This is a genomic window from Nannocystis pusilla (genome assembly GCF_020073745.1).
Taxonomy (GTDB): domain Bacteria; phylum Myxococcota_A; class Polyangia; order Nannocystales; family Nannocystaceae; genus Nannocystis; species Nannocystis radixulma.
This window is the reverse complement of sequence record NZ_JAIRAU010000056.1, coordinates 441,609-454,109: the sequence shown is the minus strand read 5'-3', so window position 1 is coordinate 454,109 and position 12,501 is coordinate 441,609. Positions and strand designations below refer to the sequence as shown.

The window sequence follows — 12,501 nt, the reverse complement described above, 5'->3', positions numbered from 1 at the left end:
AGCTGCACAAGATGTATCGCGACCACGACCAGTACTTCTTCACGATGGAGCTGATCCGCGGCTCGCCGCTGCTCACGTATCTGTGGGGCGTCGAGGCCGCTCCCGAGGCGCCGAGCGCCACTCCCGTCACCGACTTCGCCCGCCTGCGGGCCGTGTTCGCGCAGTTGGTCGACGGCGTGTTCGCGCTCCACCAGAGCCACAAGCTCCACCGCGACATCAAGCCGACCAACGTCATGGTCACCCCCGAGGGCCGCGTCGTGCTGATGGACTTCGGTTTCGTCGGCGAGGAGACCGTCGGCACCCTCGAGTCGACCGCCGGCAGCCTGGTGGTCGGCACGCCGGCGTACATGGCCCCGGAGCAGGCCGTCGGCGGCGCGCGCACGCCCGCGAGCGACTGGTACAGCGTCGGCGCCACCCTCTACATGGCGCTCGTCGGCCGCGTCCCCTACTCCGGCGAGAACCTGGCGCGCATGATGGAGCGCAAGCAGCAGTCGGCCCCGCCCCCGCCGCGCTCGCTGGTCGCCGGGATCCCCGACGACCTCGACGCCGTCTGCGTGCGCCTGCTCCAACCTGACCCGAAGGCCAGGCCGTCCGCGGCCGAGCTGCTGGCCCTGTTTCACGCCGACCGCAGCCACCTGCAGCGCGTCCAGGCCGCCGCCTACCTGTCGCCCGCCGCGACCCACGTCGGCGCGCGCAGCTTCGTCGGCCGCGCGGCCGAGGTGCGCGCGCTCCGGCTCGCCTTCGACGCCATCGAGCACGCCCCGACCGCCGCCTCGCCGCCCGCCGAGGGCTCGCCCACCGCCTCGGGCAGCTTCGCCTCGCCCGCGGCCTCGGGCAGCGCGCGCTCGCCCACCGCCTCGGGCAGCTTCTCCGCCCGCTCGGGCAGCTTCTCCGCCCGCGCGCCGACGATCCCGCCGGGCGCCCCGGGCAGCTTCTCCGCCCGCCCCGGCTCGGCGCCGACCCCCACCGCCCCCGGCGCCTACGGCTCGCGCACCACGCCCGCGCCCGCGAACCCGCCGCAAGCCGGCCCCGCGGTCGTGCTCGTGCACGGCCGCGCCGGCCTCGGCAAGAGCGCGCTGGTCCGCCACGTCACCGACGGCCTGCGCCAGCGCGCGGCCGTCCTGCGGGCCCGCTGTTACGAGCGCGACACCGTCCCGTACAAGGCGCTCGACAGCCTCGTCGACGCGCTCGCCCGCCAGCTGCGCCAGCGCGACGAGGCCGAGGTCGCCGCCGTCCTCCCGCTCGAGATCGAGGCGCTGGTCGCCCTGTTCCCGGTGCTCCACCAGGCCCCGGCCGTGGCGGCCGTCACACCTGTCCCTTCGACCATCCCGTCGCGGCGCGATCTCCGGGCCGCGCTGCGCCCCGACACCCCGGCCTTCCGCGCGCTGCGGCGGCTCCTCGTCGGCCTCGGCGGCCGGCGCCCGCTGGTCCTGTGGATCGACGACCTGCAGTGGGGCGACGCCGACAGCGTGCGCGCCCTCGCCGAGCTGCTGCGCCCGCCCGAGGCCCCGCGCGCCCTGCTGATCGCCAGCTACCGCAGCGAGGACAGCGACAGCCCGGCGCTGCGCGCCCTGAGTGTCCTTCAGGACATGGTCGAACAGGCAGGGTCTTCGATACAGGTCGTCGAGCTGGCCCCGCTCGGGCCCGACGAGACCGACGCGCTGGCGGAGATCCTGCTCGGCCCCGACACCCCGGCCCAGCGGCTGCAGCGCGTCGCCGCCGAGGCCGGCGGCAGCCCGCAGCTGCTGCACGAGCTGGCCCGCTTCGTCGCCCACGGGGCCGGCAGCGCCCCCGAGGTCACCCTCGACGAGCTGATCGAGATCCGGATCTCCCGCCTCAGCGCCTCGCAGCGACGCCTGCTCGAGGTCCTCGCGGTCGCCGGGCGCCCGCTCGCCCAGGGCGTCGCGTTCGCGGTCGCCGGCTTCGGCGGGGCGGGCAACGCCGGCCTCGCCGACCTCCACCAGCTGCAAGCCGCCGGCCTCGTGCGCAGCTTCACCGCCGCGGGCAGCGACCTGCTCGGCGAGGCCGGCGACCTCGTGCTCGACGTCCAGCACGAGCGCGCCCGCGAGGCCGTACTGATCCGCCTCGACGGCCCGGCCCTGCGCGAGCTCCACGGCCGCCTCGCCGCCGCGCTCGAGCGCGACCCGCAGACCGACCCGTTCGCCCTCATCGAGCACCTGCGCGCCGCCGGCGACACCGCCCGCGCGCTCGCCCTGGCCCGCCGCGCCGCCAGCTTCTTCCGCGACGCCGGCGACTTCCTGCGCGCCGGCGCCTTCCTCCGCGTCGCCCGCGACCTCGCCCCGCCCGGCGCCACCCCGGCGCTGGCGCGCGAGCTCGGCGACACGCTCGCGCGCGCCGGCCACAGCCGCGAGGCCGCCGAGGCCTATCTGTCGGCGCGCACCGGCGGCGACGCCGACGGCGACCTCGCCCTCGTCGGCGCCGCCGCGGCCCACTTCATCACCGCCGGCCACATCACCCGCGGCCTCGAGGTCCTCACCCGGGCGCTCGCCGCCGCCGGCGTGCCCGCGGGCGACAGCTCGGTGCGCTCGCGCCTCGGCGCGCTGTGGCGGCGCGGGCAGAAGATGGTCCGCGGCCTCGACTTCACCCCGCGCGCCGAGGCCGACGTCGACCGCCGCGAGCTCGCCCGCGTCGACCTCTGCTTCGCCGCCGCCCTGTCCACCCTCGTCGTCGACCCCAGCGCCGCCGCCGACGCCCAGGCGCGCCACCTCCTGCTGGCCCTGCGGGCCGGCGAGACGCGCCGGGTCGCGCGCGCCTTCGCGCTCGAGGCCTGCCTGCTGGCCCCCGGAGGCGCGAGCGCGCGCGCCCAGCTCGACCCGATCCTCGCCTCCGCGCGCGCCCTCGCGCGCTCCAGCGGCGCCGCCGGCATCGCCGACCTGTGCGACCTGGTCGACCTGCTGACCGAGACCGCCGGCGGCGATCCGGCGCGCGCGCTGTCGCTCGCCGGCCCCCTGCTGCGCGCCGGCACCTTGCACGCGCCCGAGCTGCCCGGCGTGTCGACCCTCGCGCGCCTGTGCCAATTCCGCGCCCTGCTGCACCTCGGGCGCTACGACCTGCTCAACGACGAGGTTCCGGCGCTGCTCACCTCCGCCCGCTTCGCCGACGACCGCGCGGCCATGGTCGCCTGCGGCTCGCTCGCCGCCTGGCTGGCCGCCTCCGCCGGCGAGCCCGAGGAGGCCCAGGCGCTCGCGGCCGAGTGCACCGTCTCGTGGCCGGCCGCCGAGGGGCGCGAGTTTCACCTGCAGCACCTCCAGATCCTCGGCGCCCACGCCCACGCCCTGCTCGCCGCGGGCGACGCCGCCGGCGCGTGGGCCCGCGTCGAGGCCGCCGCCCCCGCCCTCGCCCGCAGCGGCCTCGGCCGCGTGCAGCCGCTGCGCACCCAGGCCACCGAGCTGACCGGCCGCACCGCCCTCGCCGCCCTCGCCGCCGGCCCGCCCGGCTCGGCCCGCGAGGGCTTGCGCCGGGCCGTCGAGCGGGCCGCCGACGCGCTCCAGCGCGACAACGCCGGGGGTCACGCCGCGCTCCTGCGCGCCGGTCTGCGCCGACTCGCCGGCGACGTCGCGGGCGCGCAAAACCTGCTGCAGACCGCCTGCGACGCCTTCGCCACCGCCGGCATGGCCGCGCACCGGGCCGCCGCCGCGCTCCGGCAGGCGCAGCTGGCCGGCCGCGGCGACAGCGAGCCGCGCCGGGTCCTCGAGGATCTCGGCGTGTTCCGCCCCGACTGCTTCGCCAGCCTGCTCGCTCCGGCCCTGAACAAGTGAGCGCCTGCCTGTCGGCACCCCGTGTCGCCCGCGCTCGAGCCGTCGCCCGGCCATCGACGAGCAAGCACGCGCGGCGCCGAATGGACACCGCGCGCCGGCGCCTCCGGCTCCTGCCGACGGCGCAGCCGTCCAACCCCTGCCGGCTTCACGACCTCACGGCCCGCCCCTGCAGAGCCGTCGCGCGCTCTCGGCTTGCGGGTCCGTCACGCACGGGCCCTGCGGACGCCGCTCTTGCGGTCACTTCTCCCCCGTTCGTCGCGCGTGATCCGGCTCTACGCGCCCGGTCCGGCGAAGCACCGGCCCTGCCGTGCTACCGTCGCGGGGATGTCCGACGACTTCGAGCTCCTCGACGCCTGGCGTAACGGCGACCTGCAGGCCGGCAGCAAGCTGTTCGACCGCCACTTCGAGAGCATCCACCGGTTCTTGCGCAACAAGGTCGGCGACGACACCGACGAGGTCATGCAGCGGACCTTGCTCGCGTGCGTCGAGACCCGCGATCGCTTCCGCGGGGCCAGCACCTTCCGCACCTACCTGTTCGGCGTCGCCCGGCTCGAGCTCCTGGCCCACTACCGGCGCCGGCGCAAGCTCAACAACGAGCTCGACATCGAGTCGAAGTCCTTCTTCGACCTCGATCCCTCGCCGAGCACCGTCGTCGCCAAGCACAACGAGCAGAAGCTCCTGCACGAGGCGCTGCGCCGGCTGCCGATCGACCTCCAGATCGCGCTCGAGCTGCACTACTGGGAGAACATGTCGGCCACCGAGGTCGCGACCGTGCTCGAGATCCCGTCCGGCACCGTCAAGAGCCGGCTGCGGCGGGCCAAGGAGATGCTGCGCGAGATCATGGAGTCGATCACGCTCAGCAAGACCCAGCTCGAGAGCACCATGGGCGACCTCGACGGCTGGGCCAAGCAGCTCGGTGAAACCCTGCGCGAGGGCGCGGCGGTCTCACGCATGACCGCGAAGGACGACAACGACGGCGGCGGCGCGGACGAGCCGCCGGCGTCGCCGGCTGCGGCCACCTGAGCGGCCGCGCGCCGCGAGCCTCGTCTGCGCCGCCCTGGCCCGTTTCAGCGACACCCGGCATGACCCGACCGTCCCGCACCCTCCGGTTCTTCGCCGTCATCGGCGCCCTGTCCACCGCCGTCGTCGTGCTGGTGCTCCTCACCGTCTCGGTGCGCTGCACCTGCGGCGGACCGGGCGTCCCGGCGCGCACCGTGCTCGAGATCGACTTCGAGCGGCCCTTCCTCGAGCACGCCGCCGACGACCCGGTCGCGCGCGCGCTGGGGGGCGGCGGGCCCACGGTCGACGACCTCGTCGCCGCGCTCGAGCGGGCCAGGACCGACGACCGCGTGGTCGGCCTGGTCGCCCACGTCGGCGGGGCCGGCAGCGGCTTCGCCCGCACCCAGGAGCTGCGCGACGCGATCGCCGGCTTCCGCGCCGGCGGCAAGTTCGCCGTCGCCTTCTCCGAGACCTTCGGCGAGTTCGGGCCCGGCAACCAGGGCTACTACCTCGCCACCGCGTTCGACGAGATCTGGCTGCAGCCCTCCGGCGACGTCGGCCTCAACGGCCTGATGATGCAGGGCAGCTTCTACCGCGGCACGCTCGACAAGCTCGAGGTCGGCGTCCGCATGGATCACCGCCACGAGTACAAGAACGCGCTCAACACCTACACCGAGCGGGCCTACACGCCGGCGCACAGGGAGGCCAGCCAGGCTGTCCTTTCGAGCATGTTCGATCAGTTCGTGGCCGACATCGCCGAGGGCCGCAAGCTCGCCCCCGAGGCCGTGCGGACGCTGATCGATCGCGGCCCGTTCCTCGGCCCCGAGGCGCACGAGGAGGGCCTCGTCGACCGGCTCGGCTACCGCGACGAGGTCATGGCCGCCGTCAAGGAGCGCGCCGGCGCCGGCGCCGAGCTGCTGTGGCACGACCGCTACCTCGACCGCGCCGGCCGGCCCCACACCCGCGGCACGCGGATCGCCGTGGTCTACGGCATCGGCCCGGTCGCGCGCGGCAAGAGCAGCTTCGACCCGCTGTTCCGCGAGGCCACCATGGGCAGCGAGACCGTCGCCGGGGCCCTGCGCGCCGCCATCGACGACCCCGAGGTCAAGGCGATCGTGTTCCGCGTCGACAGCCCCGGCGGCTCCTACGTCGCCTCCGACACGATCTGGCGCGAGACCGTGCGGGCCAAGCAGGCCGGCAAGCCGCTCATCGTCAGCATGGGCAACGTCGCCGGCTCGGGCGGTTACTTCGTCGCCATGCACGCGACCAAGATCGTCGCCCAGCCCGGCACGATCACCGGCTCGATCGGCGTGCTCGGCGGCAAGATGCTGACCCGCCAGCTGTTCGAGCGCCTCGGCGTCACCTACGACTCGATCAACAGCTCGGCCAACAGCGACTTCTTCAGCGAGAACCACGACTACAGCGCCGGCGGCTGGCAGCGCTTCCAGGGCTGGCTCGACCGCGTCTACCTCGACTTCACCAGCAAGGTCGCCGAGGGCCGCGGCCTGCCGATCGAGAAGGTCCGCGAGGTCGCCAAGGGGCGGATCTGGACCGGCGCCGACGCCAAGCAGCTCGGCCTCGTCGACGAGCTCGGCGGCTGGCCCGTGGCCCTTCGCCTCGCCCGCGAGGCCGCCGGCCTGGCCGCCGACGCCGACATCGAGCTCAAGGTCTACCCCGAGGAGAAGGGCCTGCTCGGCGCCCTCCTCGGCGGCGGCGACGGCGACAACAGCGAGGCCGTCGCCGCCGACGTCCAGGTCGCCATCGGCCTCGCCGAGGAGCTGCGCCCGGTCGCCGCCGAGCTGCGCGCCCTCGGCCTCGGCCCCGGCGCCCACGGAGCCGTCAGCACCCCGCCCGTCGCCCTCGGCGACTGACCTGTCCCTCCGGACAGACACGCGAGAACGGAGAGCTGTCCCGCGGACAGCTCTCCTTCCGCCGTTCGCACCGACACGGCATTCACACCGGCCCCCGGTGAGCTGTCCCCGGGGACAGCTCGCCGTTCCCGCCGTTCGCACCGCGGCACCGACACGGCATTCAGAGCGGCGAGACATGTCCCCGAGGACATTCCTCGCCGCCCGACCGGGCGTCCCTCACCCGCGGCCCTCGTCATGCGCGCGAGCGCAAGCAGCTGCCCCGAAGCCATGTCCGCCGTGCGCGCGGCGGACATGTCCTTCGGAGCAGCAAAGTTCGGCGGTAAGAAGACCGCCCTGAAGGGCATGTGCGGCGATGCAGCCCGCTCGTCGAACATGCCCTTCAGGACAGCTAAAACCTGGACCTCGTGCGCGTGAGGGCTATTCCTGTCCCTCGGGACATCTTCACCGGCGGCGGCGCCGACGCGCCGCGAACGCCCCCAGCAGGACCACCAGCCCGGCCGCGCCGGGGCTCGGCTCCTGCGTGCAGCCGCAGCCGCTGTCGTCGTCGTCGTCGCCGTGCGGCCACCCCGGCGGGAACAGCGGCCCCGGCGGCGTCACCGGGCCGCCGGCGTTCGAATCACCGCCCGCTTCGCCCGAGTCGCTGTCGCCCTCGGAGTCGCCCTCGCCCCCGGAGTCGCCGCCGGTCTCGGGCGCCCCGCTCGTCTCGCCGCCCTGCGGCTCGCTCCCGCCGGTCTCCGCCCCCGGATCTCCCGGCATCGGTCCGCCGCTCGTTCCGCCCGGCTCCTCGCCGGTGTCGCCGCCCGGCTCGCCCTGCTCGACCACGGTGAAGCACACCGGGTCGGACATCACCAGGTTGGGCTCCTCGTCGCGCGCCTCTGCGGTCAGGCAGAACGTCCCGGCCGGGAACATCGCGTCCTTCCACTCGTACGGCGGCGCCGTCAGCGGCGCGTTTTGGTTGACGCCGTCGACGTAGAGGTCGACCTGGGCCACGTTGACGTTGTCGCTGGCCTCGACCGTGATCGTCACGCTCGCCGGCGCCATGAACTCCTGACCGTCCTGCGGGCCCGTGATCGCCACCGTCGGCGGCTCCGCGTCGGGCTCCGAGCTGCCGAACAGCCAGATCAGCTCCTGGTGCGAGTTCTGGCCCTTGTCGCAGAACTGCTTGTGCTGATCGCCGCAGTGGACCGGCGTTTTGGGGTCGAGCTTCAGGCACTCGTCGCGGAAGCTCGGGTCGCCGCCGGCGTTGTAGGGGTTCATGATGTCGTCGGGCTCGTTGACGTGCTCGAGCCCGTACGCGTGGGCGATCTCCTGGCTCATCGTCGTCGCCTGGGTCGACGCCGAGAACTTGTCGTTGGCGCTGTGGAACGCGAGGACGACGTTCGACGCGACCTTCGCGTCCTCGCAGTCGAGCATCGCCACCCCGAGCACGCCGCCGCCGAACACGTTGGTCGGCGAATTGACGCACATCGTGTATTCGCCCTCTTGCGGCCGCTCGTCGGTGATCACCACCTTGTACGCGGCCCAGTCGGCCTTGACCGCCTGCATCGACGCGGCCCGCTTGTTGCCCTCGCCGTACGGCTTGTAATTGGCCTCGAACTCCGCGAACGCCGTCTCGTCCTTCTTCGCGTCGTCCTTGCCGGTGTGCTTCAACGTCACGCCGTCGTAGTTCAGGTAGAACACATTGGTCTGGGCCTGCCCGAACGCCGTCGGCGGCACGTCGGCCTTGAGCCGCGTCGTCGCCTGACTGGCCGGCGGCGTCAGCGGCGCGGCGCGCCACGCGGTCGGCTCGGGCGCCGCCTCCGCCGCGGGGGATTGCACATATGGCGCCGCACCCGCGACATTGCTCAAGAGACAGGTCGCAAGCGACAGGACGACAATGCGCGCACGGCGGTCGGTGGACAATGACATGTGCCTCGCTCCGGTACGGCATTACACATAGGCAATTCATGTCACCGCACTCAAGCCTTATTTTCGCGGCGCCACGCATCATTCACGCGGTGCGGACATTCCGCCGGCCCTCCGGAGGTCGCCGCGCCGTGTTGGAGGGAATTGGGGTCTCGACGTGAGACTGCGCAGATTCTTGCGCAGCGAACGCCGCGCCGGGCTGTTTACGCGCTAGACGCGCCTTGACAGCGTAAACCGCGAACTCTGCGCCGACTCCAGGAGCAATTAAGGCCCACCGTGCCGCGCACGGCGGGCCTGGGCCCGGTCACTCCGGTCGCTCCGGTCTCAGTCGCGTCGCCGCCGGCGGATCAGCCCGAACGCCGCCAGCAGCAGCAGCCCGGTCGCGCCCGGACCGGTCGGCTGGGCGCAGCCGCAGCCCTCGTCGCCGCCGTCCTGGCCGAACCCGGGCGGCAGCGCGGAGCTGTCGAACCCGCCGCCCTGGTCGTTGCCCGAATCGCTGTCCTCCGGCTCCGGCTCCGGCTCCGGCTCCTCGCCGGTCTCGACGCCCGTCTCGCCCCCGCTGGTGGTCGGAATGGTGCCGGTGGTCGGGTCGGGCTCCTCGCCGCTGGTGCTCCCGGGCGACGTGGTGCCCTCGCCCTGCTTCACCACCGAGAAACAGACCTCCGGCGACATCGCCATGTTCGGCTCGTCGTCGACCGCCGACGCCGACACGCAGTAGGTGCCCTCGGGGAAGGTCGCGTCGGCCCATTGATACGGCGGCGTGAAGTCGGGCGCGTTCTGATTCATGCCGTCGATGAACAGGTTGACCTCGGCGACGCCGATGTTGTCGGTCGCCTCGGCCGTGATCGTGATCGTCGCCGGCGCGGCGAATTCGTCGCCGTTCTTCGGGTTGGTGATCGTCACCACCGGCGGCTGGGGATCCGGCGTCGAGGTGCCGAACAGCCACAGCAGCTCCTGGTGCGAGTTCTGCTGGCCGTTGTTGCAGAACTGGTTGTGCTGCTGCCCGCACTGGATCGGGTTGCCGCCGCCGTCGAGGTTCAGGCACTGATCGAGGAAGCTCGGATCGCCGCCCGCGTTGTACGGGTTCATGATGTCGTTGGGCTGATTGACGTGCTCGAGCCCGTACGCGTGGGCGATCTCCTGGCTCATCGTCGTCGCCTGCGTCGCCGCCGAGAACTGATCGTTGGCCGAGTGGAATGCCAGCACGATGTTGGCCGCCATGTTGTCGTTGCAATCGAGCGGCGCCACCCCGAGCACGCCGCCGCCGAAGATGTTGGTCGGCGAATTGACGCACATCGTATAAAGGCCGTTGGCCGGGCGCACGTCGGTGATGGTGACGTCGTACGGCGCCCAGTCGGACTTGACCGCCTGCAGCGACGCGGCCCGCTTGTTGCCGGCGCCGTACGGCTGATACGTGGTCGCGAACTCGCCGAACACCGTGGTGTTGGTGGCCGAGTTGTCCTGACCGCCCTGCTTCAGGGTCACGCCGTCGTAGTTCAGGAAGAACACGTTGGCCTGCGCGACCCCGGCGGCGCTCGCTCGCACCCGGTCGGTCAGGTCGAAGCCCTGCTGGACCTCGGCCGGCGGCACCAGCGGAGTCGCGCGCCACGCCTGCGGCTCCGGCGATTCCGGCGCCTCTGCCGCAGCGGACGGCTGCACGACGGGCGCGGCGATCGCGCTCGAGCTCAACAGGCACACCCCGATGGCAGCGGCCCCGGGATGCGATCGAAGGATGGCGAACGGCGGGATCATGAGGTTTACCCAACGTCCACCCTAGGCAATCCCTCGCCCGCGCTTCAAGCGATAATTTCAGCGGTCGAGCCTTGACACTCTGCGCTCGCAGACTGCCTGGGAAGGGGCATTGACCCCCGTCTCCGCGGGCCCCACCACCCGGCGCGTGTGACGCTGCGCATGCCCCTGCGCGCCGCTGCGCTGACGCACCCGGCCCGCCCTGCCCCCCGCCGGGCGCCTCGGCTACATTCACGCCGCGCATGGCCGCCCGCCCCAGCGAGCAATCGACCGCCACCGACGTTCTCGTGCTCGGCGGAGGCGTCGCGGGCCTGTCCACCGCCCTGTGCCTGCTGCAGGCCGGCCGACGCGTCCGCGTGGCTGCCCGGGCCTATCTCGCAGGCACCACCTCGGCCGTCGCCGCCGCCTTCTGGTACCCCTATCGCGCGTACCCCGAGGCGATGGTGGCACCGTGGGCCCGCGCCAGCTACGAGCGCTTCGCCGAGCTCGCGCGCGCCGCCCCCGAGGCCGGCGTCACCCGCCGCGACACGATCGAGGTGTTCCCGCAATTCGCCCCGCCGCCCGCCTGGGCCAGCGACCTGCCGGACTTCGAATTCGTGCCGACGGCCGCGCTCCCGCCCGGCTACGGCGCGGGCCATCGATTCACCTCGTACGTCGTCGAGACCCCGATCTACCTGCCCTGGCTCATGCGCCAGGTCGAGGCGGCCGGCGGCGAGCTGCGGGTCCACGCCTACGCCGACCTCGACGAGGCCCTGCGCGACTGTCCGCGGGTGGTCGATTGCACCGGCCTCGGCGCCCGCGAGTTGGTCCCCGATCCCTCGGTCTACGCCGTGCGTGGGCAAGTGGTGAGGGTGCGTAACCCCGGGCTTTCTCGCGTGTGGATCGACGAGTACAGCGGCGGCGGGATCACCTACATCGTCCCGCGCAGCCACGACGTCGTCCTCGGCGGCACCGCCGACGAGCGCGAGGAGGACACCACCCCGGACCCCGCGCGCACGCCCGGCATCATCGCCCGCTGCGCCCGCCTCGAGCCCGCGCTCGCCGGCGCCGAGATTGTCTCGGTCGCCGTCGGCCTCCGCCCCGCGCGACCCGCCGTCCGCCTCGAGCTCGAGGCCCGCCCCGGCGGCGTCGTCGTCCACAACTACGGCCACGGCGGCGCCGGCGTCACCCTCTCGTGGGGCTGCGCCGCCGCGGCCGCTCACCTGCTCCTTCACACCTGAACCTTCCGCCATGTCCCAAACGCTGACCCACCTGCGCCAGCTCGAGGCCGAGAGCGTCCACATCATCCGCGAGGTCGCCGCCGAGTTCGAGCGGCCGGTCCTGCTGTTCAGCGGCGGCAAGGACTCGGCCTGCATGCTGCACCTCGCGCGCAAGGCGTTCCACCCGGCGCCGCTGCCGTTCCCGCTGCTGCACATCAACACCACCTGGGACTTCCGCGAGCTGCTCGAGTACCGCGATTGGTTCGCCGCCTCGCACGGCATGGACCTCATCGTCTACACCAACGAGGAGGCGCTGGCCGAGGGCATCAACCCGTTCGACACGCCGACCCCCAAGTACAGCGCGGCGATGCAGACCCAGGCGCTGGTCAAGGCGCTGCGCCAGGGCGGCTACGACGCGGCGTTCGGCGGGGCCCGCCGCGACGAGGAGAAGGCGCGCGCCAAGGAGCGGGTCTACTCGTTCCGCAACAAGCAGATGCAGTGGGACCCGAAGAACCAGCGGCCCGAGCTCTGGAGCATCTACAACGGCAAGGTCAACCCGGGCGAGAGCATCCGCGTGTTCCCGCTGTCCAACTGGACCGAGCTCGACGTGTGGCTGTACATCCACCTCGAGCAGATCCCGCTGACCCCGCTCTACTTCGCCAGGGAGCGCCCCTGCGTCGAGCGCGGCGGGGCCATCATCGCCGTCGACGACGCGCGCATGCGCCTCCACCCCGGCGAGGTCCCCACCCTCCGCACGGTCCGCTTCCGCACCCTCGGCTGCTACCCGCTCACCGGCGCGATCGAGAGCCCCGCCGCCACCGTCCCCGAGATCATCGAGGAGATGCTGGTCGCCACCCACTCCGAACGCCAGGGCCGCCTCATCGACTACGACGAGGCCGGCAGCATGGAGCAGAAGAAGAAAGAGGGCTACTTCTAGCGAATGCCAGGAGATGTCTCTCGGGACATGGCTCGAGAGACACTCCGATATTTGGCGAGGGT

8 protein-coding genes are annotated in these 12,501 nt (G+C 73.1%); 6 read left to right on the top strand and 2 right to left on the bottom strand.

Annotation, left to right across the window (positions count from 1 at the left end):
• The 4 genes from K7C98_RS39690 to K7C98_RS39675 all read left to right on the top strand — a co-directional run.
• The coding region (locus tag K7C98_RS39690) for a serine/threonine-protein kinase (RefSeq protein WP_224197140.1) at nucleotides 1-3,779 on the top strand (3,779 nt) is incomplete at its 5' end.
• Nucleotides 3,780-4,103: 324 nt separating this feature from the next.
• On the top strand, nucleotides 4,104-4,802 hold the full coding sequence (locus K7C98_RS39685; RefSeq protein WP_224197139.1) for an RNA polymerase sigma factor: 699 nt from the start codon (nucleotides 4,104-4,106) through the stop codon (nucleotides 4,800-4,802).
• A 59-nt stretch (nucleotides 4,803-4,861) separates the two neighbouring features.
• A complete protein-coding gene (gene sppA / locus K7C98_RS39680) occupies nucleotides 4,862-6,649 on the top strand; it encodes a signal peptide peptidase SppA (protein ID WP_224197138.1) in 1,788 nt (595 codons plus the stop codon).
• 267 nt (nucleotides 6,650-6,916) lie between these two features.
• Complete coding sequence (locus K7C98_RS39675) at nucleotides 6,917-7,063, top strand: hypothetical protein (RefSeq protein WP_224197137.1); 147 nt, start codon at nucleotides 6,917-6,919, stop codon at nucleotides 7,061-7,063.
• A 27-nt stretch (nucleotides 7,064-7,090) separates the two neighbouring features.
• On the opposite strand, the gene K7C98_RS45295 is transcribed toward K7C98_RS39675, so the two are convergent.
• Both K7C98_RS45295 and K7C98_RS45290 read right to left on the bottom strand, forming a co-directional pair.
• Nucleotides 7,091-8,467, bottom strand: coding sequence for an Ig-like domain-containing protein (locus K7C98_RS45295; RefSeq protein ID WP_224197136.1), 1,377 nt, complete (start codon nucleotides 8,465-8,467; stop codon nucleotides 7,091-7,093).
• A 411-nt stretch (nucleotides 8,468-8,878) separates the two neighbouring features.
• The gene (locus tag K7C98_RS45290; RefSeq protein ID WP_224197135.1) at nucleotides 8,879-10,213 is read right to left on the bottom strand and encodes an Ig-like domain-containing protein; all 1,335 of its coding nucleotides are present in this window, start codon (nucleotides 10,211-10,213) and stop codon (nucleotides 8,879-8,881) included.
• 332 nt (nucleotides 10,214-10,545) lie between these two features.
• Between K7C98_RS45290 and K7C98_RS39660 the strand changes: the two genes are divergently transcribed.
• Nucleotides 10,546-11,523 carry an FAD-dependent oxidoreductase gene (locus K7C98_RS39660; RefSeq protein WP_224197134.1) on the top strand — a complete coding sequence of 326 codons (978 nt, stop codon included), beginning with the start codon at nucleotides 10,546-10,548 and terminating at the stop codon, nucleotides 11,521-11,523.
• A 10-nt stretch (nucleotides 11,524-11,533) separates the two neighbouring features.
• Nucleotides 11,534-12,439 (top strand): sulfate adenylyltransferase subunit CysD, encoded by a 906-nt coding sequence (gene cysD, locus K7C98_RS39655; RefSeq protein WP_224197133.1) that lies wholly within the window; start codon nucleotides 11,534-11,536, stop codon nucleotides 12,437-12,439.
• Nucleotides 12,440-12,501 lie beyond the last annotated feature (62 nt).

Bases quoted from the DNA above. Each gene is read 5' to 3' on its own strand.
- K7C98_RS39685 (WP_224197139.1), top strand. From the start codon at position 4,104: ATGTCCGACGACTTCGAGCTCCTCGACGCCTGGCGTAACGGCGACCTG.
- sppA (WP_224197138.1), top strand. From the start codon at position 4,862: ATGACCCGACCGTCCCGCACCCTCCGGTTCTTCGCCGTCATCGGCGCC.
- K7C98_RS39675 (WP_224197137.1), top strand. From the start codon at position 6,917: ATGTCCGCCGTGCGCGCGGCGGACATGTCCTTCGGAGCAGCAAAGTTC.
- K7C98_RS39660 (WP_224197134.1), top strand. From the start codon at position 10,546: ATGGCCGCCCGCCCCAGCGAGCAATCGACCGCCACCGACGTTCTCGTG.
- cysD (WP_224197133.1), top strand. From the start codon at position 11,534: ATGTCCCAAACGCTGACCCACCTGCGCCAGCTCGAGGCCGAGAGCGTC.